The following is a 14,123-nucleotide window of genomic DNA, read 5'->3' as shown; positions in this document are numbered from 1 at the left end:
CCCGACGGATTCGGTCTGGCCCCGGTGCCGAGCGGGGTCAGTCCGGTCCCGGGGCCGGGCGTCTCCCGGGGCCGGGCGTCAGTGGTAGATCTTCAGGCCCATCACGCCGGCGATCACCAGCAGGAGGCAGAGGATCCGGGGCAGGCTGGTTGACTCGTTCAGCGCCACCATCCCCACCACGGCGGTACCGACCGCGCCGATGCCGACCCAGACCGCGTAGCCGGTACCGACCGGGATCTCCCGGAGCGCGTAGGCGAGGCCGATCATGCTCAGGGCGGCCGTGACGGCGAAGACAATCGTGGGGACGAGCCGACTGAAGCCGGCGCTGCGGTCGAGGGCGATGGCCCACGCGGTTTCGAGGAGTCCGGAGATCACCAGCACGATCCAGGCCATTGCCGGACGGTAGCAGCTGCCGGAGAGCGGAGCAGTGCGGTGAAGGTGATCTTCACCACCATGACTGGAGCTGAACCTGACTTTATCTTGCAGTATCGGTCCATGCCGCCGCTTCTCACTGACTCCGAGGTCGCCGCCGCGCTCGACGCCCCGACGACCATCGCCGCCATGCGGGACGCGCTGCACGCCGCCCACGACGGTCGACTGGTCGCCCCGCCCCGCGCCACCGCGCCGCTGGACGGGGGCCGGATGGTGTTGACCGCCGGGCACCTCGTCGGTCAGTGGTACGGCTCCTGCTCCTACGACACCTTCGGGCTCCCCGGAAGCGAACCGGTGGCGGTGCTACACGACGCCAGCACCGGCGGCGTCCGGGCGGTCGCGGTCGGGACGGAGCTGAGCTCCCGGCGTACCGGTGGGTTGGGTGGGGTCGCCATCGACACGCTGGCCCGCCCGGACGCGGCCACGCTCGGGGTGGTCGGCTCGGGTCGGCAGGCGTGGGCGCAGGTCTGGGCCGCCGCGGCGGTACGGCCCCTGCGGGAGGTGCGTGTGCACAGCCGCTCGGTGGCGCGGCGTACCGCCTTCGTCAGCCGGGTCCGCGCCGAACTGGGCGTACCGGCGCGGGCGGTCGACTCCGCGGCGGCGGCCGTCGCCGACCGGGACATCGTGGTGATCGCCACCTCCAGCACCACCCCGGTGGTGGACGCCGCGGACCTCGCGCCCGGGGCCCACGTGAACGCGGTGGGCTTCAAGCAGGTAGACCGGCACGAGTTCGGCCCGGATCTGCTGGACCGGGCCGAGGTGCTGGTCACCGACTCGCCGGCCCAGGCCGCCGGGTACGCCCCACCGATGCTCGCCGCCCTACCCCCGTACGCCGAACGGCTGCGTGACCTGGGTGCGGTCCTGGCGGCGGCGGTGCCGGGCCGGACCAGCGCGGACCAGATCTCCGCCTTCTGTGCCACCGGCCTGGGCGGCACCGAGCTCTTCCTGCTCGATCGCCTGGTCCGGGTTGCCGCGACGGTCTGACCAACCGGTGTGCGACCCCGCGGGCTGGCTGACCCCCGGTGTGGCGCTGTTGGGTTGACCCGGACGGGCGCGCGGTCGAGGCCGGCCGCTGGCGGTTGCCGGGCGGTCAACCGGCGCCCGGTACCCTCGGATGGTGTCTGCCACCCCTCCCGCACCCGCCGACGGCCGCCGCGTCGCCCTGCTGACCCTGGGCTGCGCCCGCAACGAGGTCGACTCCGAGGAGCTGGCTGCCCGGCTGCACTCCGACGGCTGGCAGGTGACCACCGACGGTGAGGGCGCCGACGTGGTGGTCGTGAACACCTGCGGATTCGTCGAGAAGGCCAAGCAGGATTCGATCCAGACGCTGTTGGCCGCCGCCGAAACCGGCGCGAAGGTGGTGGCGGCGGGGTGCATGGCCGAACGGTACGGGCGGGAGCTCGCGGAGAGCCTGCCCGAGGCGCAGGCGGTGCTGAGCTTCGACGACTACCCGGACATCTCTGATCGGCTCCAGACGGTGCTCGCCGGAACCGCGATCGACGCGCACACCCCGCGGGACCGGCGCGAGCTTCTCCCGCTCACCCCGGTACGGCGGGCGGAGGCGGCGGTGTCGTTGCCGGGCCACGGCACCCCGGCCACCGGGTCGCACTCCGGCACGCGGTCCGCTCCGATCGAGGTGGACGAGCACACCCCGGCGCATCTGCGTCCGGTGCTGCGGCGTCGGCTCGACACCGGACCGGTCGCGTCGCTCAAGCTGGCCAGCGGTTGCGACCGACGGTGTGCCTTCTGCGCCATTCCCGCCTTCCGCGGCGCGTTCGTCTCCCGTCCGCCGGAGGCGCTGCTCGCCGAGGCGGAGTGGCTGGCCAAGACCGGGGTACGGGAGTTGGTGCTGGTCAGCGAGAACTCCAGCTCCTACGGCAAGGACCTGGGCGACCCGCGGGCGCTGGAGAAGCTGCTGCCCCAGCTCGCCGCGGTGGACGGCATCGTTCGGGTGCGGGCGAGCTACCTCCAGCCGGCGGAGACCCGTCCCGGACTGGTCGAGACGATCGCCACCACGCCGGGCGTCGCCCCGTACTTCGACCTCTCCTTCCAGCACTCCAGCGAGACGGTGCTGCGGCGAATGCGTCGATTCGGCTCCACCGACCGGTTCCTGGAACTGTTGGGCAGTATCCGGGAGCTCGCGCCGGAGGCCGGCGCGCGGAGCAACTTCATCGTCGGGTTTCCCGGCGAGACCCGGGCCGACGTCGCCGAGCTGGTCCGCTTCCTGGAGGAGGCGCGGCTGGATGCGATCGGGGTGTTCGACTACAGCGACGAGGACGGCACCGAGGCCGCCGGCCTGCCCGGCAAGGTCACCGCCGCTACCGTCAAGCGTCGCTACGACCGACTCAGCTCCCTCGCCGACGAGCTCTGCGCGCAGCGGGCCGAGCAGCGGCTCGGCTCGACGGTGCAGGTGTTGGTCGACTCGGTCGACGGTGGTGCGGTGGAGGGTCGGGCCGCGCACCAGGCCCCCGAGGTGGATGGCTCAACCACCCTGGTCGCCCCGGCCGAGGGCGGCGTGGACCTTACCGCCCTGTGCCCTGGTGACCTGGTTCAGTGCACGGTGACCGCTACGGAGGGTGTGGACCTTGTCGCCGTACCGGAGGCGATGATCTCGGCCGCGCCGGGCGTGGCGCGGTGACGGTGCGGCGGGAGGATACGGAGGGCGCGGGGCCGGAGCGGCGGCGGGACACGGCGATGACCGGAGCGGCGGAGCCAGCGCCGGCGGCTCCCCGGGTGCCGGTGCTCAACGCCGCCAACGCGTTGACATTGCTGCGGCTGGTGTTGGTGCCGGTCTTCGCCGCCTCGGTGGTCGTCTCCGAGATGACCCACGTCGGCTGGCGGATCGTGGCCTGTCTGGTCTTCGTCGGGGCTGCCCTCACCGACCTGGTGGACGGGTGGATCGCTCGCCGTTTCGGGCTGGTCACCTCGGTGGGTAAGGTGGCCGACCCGATCGCGGACAAGGCGCTTACCGGCGTCGCGCTGTTGTTGCTCTCCGCCTACGACCAGCTTCCGTGGTGGGTGACCGTCACGATCCTCCTTCGGGAACTGGGCATCACCGCGCTGCGGTTCTGGGTGATCCGGCACGGCGTCATCGCCGCCAGCCGGGGCGGGAAGATCAAGACGGCCCTGCAGACCCTCGCGATCGTCTGGTATCTCTGGCCTGTGCCGGCGCCGCTGGACCTGGTCGGACCATGGGTCATGGGTGTCGCGGTGGCGGTTACGGTGGTCAGTGGCATCGACTACGTGGTGCGGGCGCTTCGTCTACGGCGGCACGCGCGCTGACCAGGACGGCGAGGGGAGAGTAGCCATGGGGCTGGGAGCGGATGCCGAGCAGCCCGTCGGAAGCCCCGCCGCCAGCATCGTGCACAGCCTGGCCAAACGGGGGGAGACGCTCGCCACGGTCGAGTCGCTGACCGGTGGTCTGCTCGCCGCCACGATCGTGGAGGTCGCCGGGGTGAGCAGCGTCTACCGCGGTGGGTTGGTGGTCTACGCGACCGAGCTGAAGTCCCGGCTGGCCGACGTGTCGGAGCAGCTGCTCGCCGGGCGTGGTCCGGTCGACCCGGACGTGGCCGTGGCGCTTGCGCAGGGAGGTCGGCGCCGGTGTGCTGCCGACTGGTGCCTGGCTACCACCGGGGTGGCCGGGCCGGAGCCACAGGGCGGGAAGCCGGTCGGCCTGGTGTACGTGGCGGTGGCCGGTCCGGGTGGCAGCGTGGTGCGCCGGCTGGAGCTGGGTGGGGGCCGTGAGCTCATTCGGTCCGCCAGTGTGGTGCAGGCGTTTCGACTGTTGGCCGAACGGGTGGCCGGGGCACCCCGCGATACGGCCGATGGTGCGTAGTGACACCGACCGTGATACGGTCGGCACTCTTTGTCGACAGCGTTGTCATTCGGTGGGCTAGCCGGCCCGCAGCCTGATTCGGCAGGCGGGGCGGTATGTCGGTCAAGCCGGCACCGGGTACGGTTGCGGGAAGGTTCCGGTGGTCGGGGCCCGGATTCCCCGGGTCGTCGACGCACGGAGTGTTCCTCCAGGGGAGGTGCGATGGTCCTGCTACGCCGGCTGATCGGTGACGCGCTACGGACACGCCGGCAGGGGCAGCACCGCACCCTGCGCGAGGTCTCCTCTGCCGCCAATGTCAGTCTCGGCTATCTCTCCGAGATCGAGCGTGGGCACAAGGAACCGTCGAGCGAGCTGCTGGCCGCCATCTGTGACGCGCTTGGCGCCCGCCTCTCCGAGCTGCTGCGTGAGGTGAGCGACACGGTGGCGCTCGCCGAGCAGATGTCGGGGGTGCTGGTGCCGGTCCAGGACGAGCCGACCGGGCAGCAGCCCGCCCCGGTCCCGGCCGCCAACCACGGCAAGACCGCCGGCCGGGCGGTCCGCCAGGTCTCCTCCTCGGACGGCACGGTGTCGGTGCAGGTCCGCCAGGAGTCGCCGCTCAAGGCGACCCTGCACACCCGGGTTCGCGCAACGGACCGGGACGTGGTCTGCGCCGCCTGAGCGCGCGTAGGGTTGTCGTGGCACCGTGGCCCCGCTGGGTTGTCGGCGGCTGCCCATACTGGCATCCGCCTGCGACGATGGAGTCACTGCCGTCGCGGCCGGCCAGGTCGCGGCCGGCCGCGTTGCTAGTGAGGGGATACCGCGGAGATGGCGAACCCGTTCGTCAAGGGTTGGAAATATCTGATGACGCTCTTCGGCACCAAACTTGACGAGCGTGCCGATCCGAAGGTGCAGGTTCAGCAGGCGATCGAGGAATCGCAGCGGCAGCACCAGCTGCTCGTCCAGCAGGCCGCCGCGGTGATCGGCAACCAGCGGCAGCTGGAGATGAAGCTGTCCCGACAGATGTCCGAGGTCGAGCGGTTGCAGGGCAACGCCCGCCAGGCCCTGGTCCTGGCCGATCAGGCCCGCGCCCGGGGCAGCGTCACCGAAGCCACCCGCTACGAGCAGTCCGCCCAGGCGCTCGCCACCCAGCTGGTAGCCGCGGAGCAGGCCACCGAAGACCTCAAGACCCTGCACGACCAGGCGCTCGGCGCGGCGGCGCAGGCGCGTAAGGCGGTCGAGAACAACTCGATGATCCTCCAGCAGAAGCTCGCCGAGCGGGCGAAGCTGCTCAGCCAGCTTGAGCAGGCCAAGATGCAGGAGAACGTGGCCGCATCGCTGGAGTCGATGTCCGCGATCACCGCCCCGGGTACCACCCCCACCCTGGACGAGGTGCGCGAGCGCATCGAGCGGCGTTACGCCAACGCGATGGGTCGAGCCGAGCTCGCCGGCAACTCGGTCGAGGGGCAGATGCTCGACGTTCAGCAGGCGGCCCTCGACGCGGCCGGCTCCGCCCGACTCGATCAGATCCGCGCCGGCATGGCCGGCGAACAGCTACGCGGCGCGGCCGAGCGGCCCGCCGTCACCCGGCCCGAGCAGCAGGGTGCTCCGGTCGCCGACTCGGCCGCCGTGGCCCGGCTCGACGAGATTCGCTCCACTCTGGGTCGCGAACGCGGCACTGGGGACAGCACCGCCGCCGGCTGAGCTGCGCGGGATGGGGAGGCGACGTGGCGGACGAGCGGACGCGATACTTCCGGCGGCTGGCCCGCCGGCGGCGCTCTGCCCGGCGGTGGAGCGTCATCGCCGGTGGGCTCGGCGGTGCCGCGGCGGTGCTGACGCCGTACGCCGGTCTGGGGTTGCCCGACGCGGCCTGGGCCGCCGGCGCGGGTGGGGCGATCGTGCTCGCCGCGTGGCGCTGGGCCGACCTGCGGGCGCTCGCCGCCCAGCCGGCGCCGCCGGAGCTGGGCCCGGCCGAGGCGGCGGCCCAGTCCCGGGCCCGGCTGGTCGCGGCGGTGCAGCGCCTCCCGGCCGGCTCCGGCATGCTCGCCGAGGCCCGACGGGTACGGTCCCGGGTCGCGCTGCGCGGCACCAGCGCCGCCGAGCCGTGGGGCCGGCTGGATCGGGCCGGGTCGACCTTCGCCGGCCTGCGGGGCCGGTTGACCGGGCTGGCGGCGCCCGCGGTCGCCGAGGCCACCGCGGCCGACCACTCGCTGCGGGACCTCGCCCTCCGGGTCGGGGAGGTCGAACGGGCCATCCGGTTTGCGCCACCCGACACCCGGCCCTCGCTTGAGCAGGCCCGGACGGCCCTCGCCGACCAACTGCGCGACGGTGTCGAGGCGTACGAGCGGCTGGTGGCGGCCGCCGCTGGCTACGTGGCCGAAAACGTACGGTCCGATGTCCAAGAACCGGCGGTGGCCCGGCTCACCGAGGCGACCGACCTGCTGCACGGGGTGGCGTCGGCCCTGGCGGAGCTGCGCGCCACCGACCCCACCTACCGCGCCTCCTGAACAACGGGGCCGAAGCCACCACCGGCTGGCGGTGCCGGGTTGGGGTGTCAGTCCGGCGTCGTCACCACGATCGGGGCGGCGAACGGGGACAGTCCGACGACGTTGAACGCACGGATCCGGTAGTGGTAGGTGGTTCGGCGGGCCAGGCCGGTGTTGGTGAACCCCCGTCCATGCACGGTGAAGGTGGCGACGTCCTGGCTGAACGCCGGGTCCGCGGCCCGCTGCACGGTGAAGCCGGCCCCGGATCCGACGGCTGCGCTCGTCGTCCAACCGAGGATGACCGTCGCCGTGTCCGGTGCGACCGCGGTGGCGGTGACAGTCACCGACTCCGGTGCCCCCGGTCGGGGTGGTGTGGTCACCTGAGCCACTCTGGACCAGGGGGAGGCCGAGCCGAGGTAGGTGGTGCGGACCCGGTAGTAGTAGCGGGTGTCGGGCGCCACGGCGGTGTCCAGATGGGTGTCACCGACACTGATGGCGGTGGTGCCGGGCCCGCTGGTGAACGTGGGGTTGGTGGCGCGCTGCACATCAACGCCGGTGGCGAAGGAGCGATTGCGCCACTGCAGCCCCACCCGTAGCGGTGCGGCCGGCGGCACCGCCGCGGCCAGGCCGGTCGGTGCGGTGAGTTGCACCGATGCGGGCGCGCAGTTCGACCATGCCGAGCAGCTGACCGCGTTCTCCGTCCGGATGCGGTAGTGGTAGGTCACCCCGGGAATGACGGTCGCGTCGGTGTACCGGGTGGCGTTGGCGGCTACCGTGATCGTGGCGAGTCCATCGGTGAACACCGGGTCGGTGGCCCGTTGGAGTTGGTGGCTGGTGGTGGGGGGCCGGTCGCCGTTGCGGGTCCAGGCGAGCAGGATCGCCGGCAGCGTGGTGGCCGACCCGGGTCCGGGGGTTGCGGTCAGCCCGGTCGGGGCCTTCGGGGCGACCCGCAGCACCAGCGGCCGGCTCAGGCCCTGGTCGCGGTAGCCGGCGAGCTGGCTGTGCCAGCGGTACTCCCAGCCCAGGTTGACCGGCTGGGTGCCCGCCGGGGCGGCTTGGCCGCCGCGCGGCGCGCCTGGGGGGTGGATGCTCGCTGGTCGGCTCGGGTCCAGCGGTCGTACGCTGTCCGTGATCTTGAATGGGAGGGGCGGTGCGACCGGGCGCAGTGCCACCACCACATCCTCCCGTGGGTTGACCCGGATCACCTGTTTCCAGCCCAGCTCGTTCGGTGCCGGCGCGCGGAGCGTGCCGTCCCACCCGGCTCGGTTGACCAGCTGCAGGTCGACGCCGTCGAGGCGGACCGGCTGGGTGTGTCGACCGGTGCCGCGCAGCCGCCACAACTGCACCTCGTCGATGACCGGGTCCCCCGTTACCGCCGACTCGCCGACCGACACCACCTCGGTGGCCGGATCGGTCGGGTCGAGTGGTGTCACGGCCGGGGTGCGGGACGCTCCGGGTGGTGGACCGACGCCGAAGCGGCCGGCGAGTCGGCCGTGCGCGGGCTCGAAGACCTCCCCGATCGACTTCACGGCGAGCGGCAGCAGGATGGGGTAGGTACTGCCGGTGGGGGCGAACGTGACCGTCGCAGCGTGTACCGGGACGACGGTCTCTTGGGCCGTGCGGGTGCCGAACGCCGCGTCGTAGGCGGGCTGCGGCACGACCGGCGGACGCTGGCTGGCCGAGTACGCCCGGGGCAGCCGCTCCTGGAGCCGGGCCAGGTCGTAGCGGGGCTTCGGAACGCCGGCCACCCGGAACAGCAGCAGGGTACGGGTGTTCGGCCCGTACCCGGGACGGCTCGGTGGTGTCCCGCCCCCGGCGGTGTGGTCCGGGGCTTCGGTGTGGTGGTCATAGCGGGGGTCGAAGGCGGGGAACGGGGCCGGGGCGTCGTTGTAGAGAAGCACGGTGCTGCCGGGGGTGACGGTGGCGAAGTCCACCAGCACGTCGGCCTGCTCTCCGGGGGCGAGCAGCAGCGTGTGCCGGTCCACGTTGAGCACGGTGGGGTCGCGTCGGTCGTACCGGTAGGTCACCGGCTGGTTGGGGAGCACCGCGGGGGCCGGTAGGAGGCCCCCGTCGTTGCCGATCTGCACCAGGTCGGGGCCGGCGGCACGGGGATCCGGCACCCCGCCCTCCCGCCCGTCGGTCGGCCACCAGGAGGGCCGGCCGGGCACCGGAACCGCCGCGACCATCGGTACCTCGCCGGCGTTCGGGTCGGCCAGCCTGCCATCGCTGTCCCACATCGGGCCGGCGGAGCGCGCGTGGTAGAGCTGGAGGTTCAAGCTGCGGTCCAGGCACGCGTTGAGGACGCGGAACCGGTAGGCGCGCGGCTCGACCGCCAGCCAGGGGTACGCGACGCCGTTGACCAGCACCGTGTCGCCGTACGCGGCCGGCACCGCCGACGGGTGCGGTATGCCGGGTGCCATCGGCGGTTCAGCCGAGGCGTCGTCGACCGGGTCGTGGTGTGGGTTCGGGACCGGCCTCGGTCCGGTGCCGGTGGGTTCGGTGCCGTTGGGGCTGGTTGTGCCGTCGGTCCCGAACTCTTCGGCGGTTCGCGTCCACGGCCCGTAGTCCCAGCGCCCGGTCGGGTTGATGCCATCGTTGCGGTAGGGGTTCTGCCGGGGTTGGTAGATGTGTGGGTGCCAGAGGCTGCCCCGCGCCCCCCAGCGGTCGCGGTCCCAGGTCGGGTCGGTGGCGGCCAGCTGACTGTCGTCGGGCACGAAGGTCTTGTCCTCGAAGACCAGCGGGATCTGGTCGGCGGGCAGCACCCCGTCGGCGACCAGGTCGTCCTCAGCCGGTTCGGTGATCAGGTAGATGCCCAGCTGTCCCGAGTAGCTGGTGAGCCGGGCCAGTCCAACGGTGTTGTCGTGGTACGCGAGTAGCCGGCCGCTCTGCTCGTTCGGGTAGTACAACGTGGTGGCCCCCCGGCCGGGCGGCGGCATGTCCGGCACGGGGGTCAGCCCAGGACCGGTTGGGTACGGGGTGATCTCTGTTGCAGGTGTGATCCAGTGCCATGGGTTTCCGGCGCTGATCCAACCGGTCTGCGCGCCAGCGAGGTGCAGCACCGCCCGATTCTGCGGGTATGGTGCCGGCCCGTCGAGTGGCCCGGGACCGGCACCGTGGATGGTGGGGTCAACGGGTAGGAACAGCTCACCGGCCCGACCGGCGGGAAGCTGGTTGATGAACTTGACCCGTACTGGTCGGCCGCGCCGCGCGACGAGCACCGGGCCGAGGTGGACCGGGCACCTCGGTGGGGGGACCGTGTTGTGCCCGGTCGAGTCCGTACCAAGATTCAGTTGCCGGTATCCCCGCAGCCGGGTGGCCGGCAGGTCCCGGTGCAGCTGTTGCGCGTACTCCTGAAGGCCGATTTCGTAGTAGTCGCAGCCCGGGTAGGTGATGGTGTCGGGTACGGCCACCGGCAGGCGGCCGGGGTCGTTGGCCGAGCCGAGCGTGGGCAGCGGGTCGACGAATTTGCGGATGCCGGTGCCGGGCACCACGTCGCCATCGTCGTCCACGGTCGGCAGCGGGCTGTGCGCGTGGTTCGGGACCCGGCCGAAACAGCGGGGCAGCGCCGCCGGGTCCAGCGTTGTCGGTGCCACCGGGTCCAGGGCCGTCGGTGGTGCCGGATCCAGGGCCGTCGGCGGGTCCGGGGCCTCCACTGGCGGGCTCGCCGCAGCGTCCCGCGCGCTCCGTGTCGCCGGCACCAGCGGGCCGTCGTCATCGGTGGCGTCTGTGTGGTTGGTGGCGGGTCGCTCGGCCCAGGGGATCCGGAGTCTGCGGAACAGGTCCATGGCTCTCCCGGCGTCGGGCGCGGCACCGACCACCTCGGCGTGGCGGTGGACGCGCGAAACGAACGGTGTGTGAGCGCTCCACCGCAGCATGCGACCTGTGGGGGTGGGTTAGGAAGTGTCCAATCGTCCCTTTCTGCGACCGCCCGTCGTTTCGTCCGTGCCCAGCCCCGCGAGCAGGCGTAGCCCGTCCTCGCTGGGGCTACCGGGGGCTGCGGACAGGACCAGCAGTTCCACGCCGGACTCGTCCGGTGGCATGAGGCTCTCCTGGTGCAGTTCCAGGAGCCCCACCAGCGGATGCCGATATGTTCGGCGTCCGTGGGTGCGGGCGCGTACGTCCGCGCGGGCCCAGAGGCCGCGGAAGCGCTCGCTACCCATCGCCAGTTCGCCGATGAGCGAGGTGAGACGGGGCTCCTCGGGGTACTTGCCGGCGGCCAGGCGCAGATGTCCGACCACGTTGAGTGTGCACGCCTCCCAGTCCGCGTACAGACCGCGTTCGTCCTCCTCGAGGAAGATGTGCCGAGCGGTGTTCAGGCCCGGCATCGGCAGGCCGTAGAGGAGCCGGGCGAGGCGGTTTCCGGCGAGCACGTCCAGGCGATGGTTCATGATCAGCGCGGGCGCGTCGGCCATCAGGTCGAGGAGGTGGAGCAGTTCGGGCCGGACCCGCCCGCCCGGTGTCTTCGTGCGGTGGCGACGTTGTCGGGCGAGCCGGAAGAGGTGCTCGCGTCCGGTCTCGTCGAGGCCGAGAACGCGGGCGAGCGCGTCGAGGACCTGGTCGGAGGGTTGGGTCGCGCGGCCCTGCTCCAGGCGTTGGTAGTAGTCGACGCTGACTCCGGACAGGTGCGCGACCTCCTCGCGGCGCAGCCCCTGCACCCGGCGGTGCCGGTCGGTGGGGATGCCGACGGCCGTCGGGTCGACCCGGGAACGCCGGGTCCGCAGGAAGCTCGCGAGACTGTCCATCCTCCCAGTATCGCCGGGCTACTGCCGGGTGGGTGGTACTGCTGTTACCAGGACGTCCCGTCCGAGGAAGCGGCGCCCCTGAATATCGAGCGCCCCGGCGCCCAGGATCGAGACACCGATCCGAAGGGGAGCCCTCATGAAGACACTGATCGTCTATGCCCACCCAGAGTCGAAGTCGCTCAACGGCTCGCTGAAGGACCTCGCCGTCTCCACCCTGCGCACCGCCGGGCACGAGGTGCGGGTCAGCGACCTGTACGCGATGAACTGGAAGGCGGTCGTGGACCGCACGGACCACGAGCCCGACGCCTCCGGCCGGCTGAAGGTCGCGCTGGACTCGGGCCGAGCCTTCGACGCCGGGACACTCACCCCGGACGTCCTCGCCGAGCAGGAGAAGCTGCGGTGGGCCGACACGGTCATCTTTCAGTTCCCGCTGTGGTGGTTCACCATGCCCGCGATCCTCAAGGGCTGGGTGGATCGGGTGTTCAGCTTCCACTTCGCGTACGGCGTCGGCGAGTACAGCGACACCAGGTTCGGTGACCGTTTCGGCGAAGGCACCCTGGCTGGCAGGAAGGCACTGCTGTCGGTGACCGCCGGCGGATCGGAGCCGCACTACTCTGATCGTGGGATCAACGGCCCCATCGAGGACCTGCTGTTCCCGATCCAGCACGGCATTCTCTACTACCCGGGTATGCAGGTGCTGCCGCCGTTCGTGCTGTACGGCGCCGATCGGCTGACCGACGAGGACTACCCGGACATCGCCAAAGCCTGGACGCAGCGCCTGCTCACCCTGGAGTCGACCGAGCCGATCGCGTTCCGACAGCAGAACTCCGGCGACTACGAGATCCCCTCGTTGCGGCTGAAGGAGGGGCTGGAGCCCAGCGGCCGTACCAGCTTTGGGCTGCACCTGAGGGACTGACCGCGGTCGCCGGCCACCGTCTCGACGGTCTGTCTCAGCCGGGACGTTCGGGTTGGCAGGTCGGGCACCAGTAGGTGACCCGTTCATCCTGCTCCTGCCGACGGATCGTGGTGCCGCAGCGGCGGCAGGGCTGAGCCCGCCGGCCGTACACGTAGGTGGTCTGTCCCCGGTGCCGCGATCCGGTGGTGCTCTGGGTCCAGTGCCCCCGGTTGGCGGCGAGCAGCCGCTGCGCCAGGGCGACCAGGCCGATCAGGTCGGGTACGGCGCGCACCGGCGTCCACGGCGACACCCCGCGCAGGAACAGCACCTCGCACTTGTAGAGGTTGCCGACCCCAGCGAGGCTGCGTTGGTCGAGCAGGGCGGTGCCGATGGTGACCTCGGGGCCGGCGGTGAGGCGCCGGACTGCCTCGACCGGGTCCCAGTCGGGGCCGAGGAGGTCCGGGCCGAGATGGCCGACGAGGCGGTGCTCCGCGGCGGTCGGCACGAGGGCGAGGTCGTGCAGGTGATAGCCGACGGCCACCGCCCGGGGGCCGCGCAGCACCGCCCGGATCAGGTGTGCTGGGCGGGCGGACCAGCGCCGTCCGGGCGGATACGTTCGCCAGGTGCCGTCCATCCGTAGGTGCGAGTGCAGCGTCCAGCGCTCGCCGTGGTCGTCGTCGCCGTGGTCGGTGTGCGGAGCCGCGAGCCGCAGCAGCAGGTGCTTGCCCCGGCTGGTTGACTCCCGGACCGTCCAGCCGGCGAGGTTCGTCGTGGCGAGCTGCGGCACGCGGAAATCCGCGCCGACCAACCGGTCGCCGGCCAGCGCCCGCTGAAGTACGTGGGCGGTGTTCCAGACGGTGTCGCCTTCGGGCACCTCCCCATCCTCCCGCTCGGGCGGCGTCGGCGCTGGCGTCAACCGGCGGTGACGCGGAGTTGGTCGCCCGGCGCCACCCCGAGCAGGTCGGCGGCCCGCCCACCGTTGACCGCGACCGCGACCAGGCCGGCCGAGTCCACGTACACCAACAGCCCTCCCGACGGCGCGTCGTCGAACGTCCGGGCGTGCACCGCGTGCGCACCGACGCGGTCCGGGCCCGTTGGCCGGTGCGCGACCCGAAGTGACCGGGGTAGCGGTCCCAGTAGGGCGCCCGTCGCCGCGAGCTGCACGTTGCCGAAGTGGTCCACAGTCAGCGCCTCGGCGGTGAACCCGTCGGGCTCTGGTCGGACCAGCGGGGTGGGTAGCCGGACCAGGGTGCCCGGTTCGACGGCCGGGCCGGCGTCGGCGAGCGGCGCACCGAGCGCCAGCCGGGCCGCGACCGGCGCGAAGACGTCCCGGCCGTGGAAGGTGGCGGACAGCTGCGTTCCGAGCCAGTCCGGGTTCGTCAGCTCCACCGCGGCGCTGACCCCGCCGAGCGCCGTCGCCGCGTCCAGCAGCAGCCCGTTGTCCGGTCCGACCAGCAGTCCGTCCCCGGCGGCGAGGGCGATCGCCCGGCGGGCCGTGCCCACGCCGGGGTCGACCACGGCGACGTGGACGGCGGCCGGCAGGTACGGCACGGTCTGCGCCAGCACCGCCGCACCGCGCCGGACGTCGCCGGGTGGGACCAGGTGGGTCACGTCGATCACCCGGGCGGTGGGCGCCAGCCGGGCCAGCGTCCCGTGGCAGGCGGCCACGAAACCGTCGGCGAGACCGTAGTCGGTGGTGAAGGAGATCCAGGGCGTCGGCGCCATGGAGGGAAGGCTAGCTGAGCCAACCCGGTCGA

Annotated in this window: 13 protein-coding genes; 8 read left to right on the top strand and 5 right to left on the bottom strand. The window is 72.4% G+C overall.

Features of this window, described 5'->3' with window-relative positions:
- Nucleotides 1–78 precede the first annotated feature (78 nt).
- Nucleotides 79–393, bottom strand: coding sequence for a DMT family transporter (locus tag B118_RS0117045; RefSeq protein WP_018220635.1), 315 nt, complete (start codon nt 391–393; stop codon nt 79–81).
- A 102-nt stretch (nt 394–495) separates the two neighbouring features.
- Here B118_RS0117045 and B118_RS0117040 point away from each other — a divergent pair, with 102 nt between their 5' ends.
- The 7 genes from B118_RS0117040 (at nt 496) to pspM (ending at nt 6,750) form a co-directional block, all read left to right on the top strand.
- Complete coding sequence (locus B118_RS0117040; protein WP_028193073.1) at nt 496–1,416, top strand: ornithine cyclodeaminase family protein; 921 nt, start codon at nt 496–498, stop codon at nt 1,414–1,416.
- Nucleotides 1,417–1,546: 130 nt separating this feature from the next.
- Nucleotides 1,547–3,070, top strand: a complete 1,524-nt coding sequence (gene rimO / locus B118_RS0117035) for a 30S ribosomal protein S12 methylthiotransferase RimO (protein WP_018828051.1) — start codon at nt 1,547–1,549, stop codon at nt 3,068–3,070.
- A gap of 56 nt (nt 3,071–3,126) precedes the next feature.
- Entirely contained in the window at nt 3,127–3,714 is a 588-nt protein-coding gene (pgsA, locus tag B118_RS0117030; RefSeq protein ID WP_027658277.1) for a CDP-diacylglycerol--glycerol-3-phosphate 3-phosphatidyltransferase, read from the top strand.
- 25 nt (nt 3,715–3,739) lie between these two features.
- Complete coding sequence (locus B118_RS0117025) at nt 3,740–4,267, top strand: CinA family protein (protein ID WP_018220631.1); 528 nt, start codon at nt 3,740–3,742, stop codon at nt 4,265–4,267.
- 201 nt (nt 4,268–4,468) lie between these two features.
- The gene (locus B118_RS0117020) at nt 4,469–4,924 is read left to right on the top strand and encodes a helix-turn-helix domain-containing protein (RefSeq protein ID WP_018220630.1); all 456 of its coding nucleotides are present in this window, start codon (nt 4,469–4,471) and stop codon (nt 4,922–4,924) included.
- 147 nt (nt 4,925–5,071) lie between these two features.
- The gene (locus B118_RS0117015) at nt 5,072–5,947 is read left to right on the top strand and encodes a PspA/IM30 family protein (RefSeq protein ID WP_018220629.1); all 876 of its coding nucleotides are present in this window, start codon (nt 5,072–5,074) and stop codon (nt 5,945–5,947) included.
- 23 nt (nt 5,948–5,970) lie between these two features.
- Nucleotides 5,971–6,750, top strand: a complete 780-nt coding sequence (pspM, locus tag B118_RS0117010; protein WP_028188697.1) for a phage shock envelope stress response protein PspM — start codon at nt 5,971–5,973, stop codon at nt 6,748–6,750.
- 47 nt (nt 6,751–6,797) lie between these two features.
- Here the strand turns inward: pspM and B118_RS0117005 are convergent, their stop codons facing one another.
- Together B118_RS0117005 and B118_RS0117000 are read right to left on the bottom strand one after the other, a co-directional pair.
- Nucleotides 6,798–10,604 (bottom strand): hypothetical protein, encoded by a 3,807-nt coding sequence (locus B118_RS0117005; RefSeq protein ID WP_080678064.1) that lies wholly within the window; start codon nt 10,602–10,604, stop codon nt 6,798–6,800.
- Nucleotides 10,605–10,622: 18 nt separating this feature from the next.
- Nucleotides 10,623–11,471, bottom strand: coding sequence for a helix-turn-helix transcriptional regulator (locus B118_RS0117000; protein WP_018220626.1), 849 nt, complete (start codon nt 11,469–11,471; stop codon nt 10,623–10,625).
- Nucleotides 11,472–11,607: 136 nt separating this feature from the next.
- Between B118_RS0117000 and B118_RS0116995 the strand changes: the two genes are divergently transcribed.
- Nucleotides 11,608–12,387 (top strand): NAD(P)H-dependent oxidoreductase, encoded by a 780-nt coding sequence (locus tag B118_RS0116995; RefSeq protein ID WP_018220625.1) that lies wholly within the window; start codon nt 11,608–11,610, stop codon nt 12,385–12,387.
- Between the two features lie 34 nt (nt 12,388–12,421).
- Here B118_RS0116995 and B118_RS0116990 read toward each other — a convergent pair whose 3' ends face one another.
- Complete coding sequence (locus B118_RS0116990) at nt 12,422–13,240, bottom strand: DNA-formamidopyrimidine glycosylase family protein (RefSeq protein ID WP_018220624.1); 819 nt, start codon at nt 13,238–13,240, stop codon at nt 12,422–12,424.
- Between the two features lie 38 nt (nt 13,241–13,278).
- Nucleotides 13,279–14,091, bottom strand: a complete 813-nt coding sequence (locus B118_RS0116985; protein WP_028193071.1) for an S-adenosyl-L-methionine hydrolase — start codon at nt 14,089–14,091, stop codon at nt 13,279–13,281.
- Nucleotides 14,092–14,123: the final 32 nt, after the last annotated feature.

Origin of the sequence: Salinispora pacifica CNR114, from assembly GCF_000514775.1 — a bacterium.
Classification (GTDB): domain Bacteria; phylum Actinomycetota; class Actinomycetes; order Mycobacteriales; family Micromonosporaceae; genus Micromonospora; species Micromonospora pacifica.
Note: the sequence above shows the minus strand (reverse complement) of the source record. Positions and strands in the feature narration are given on the sequence as shown.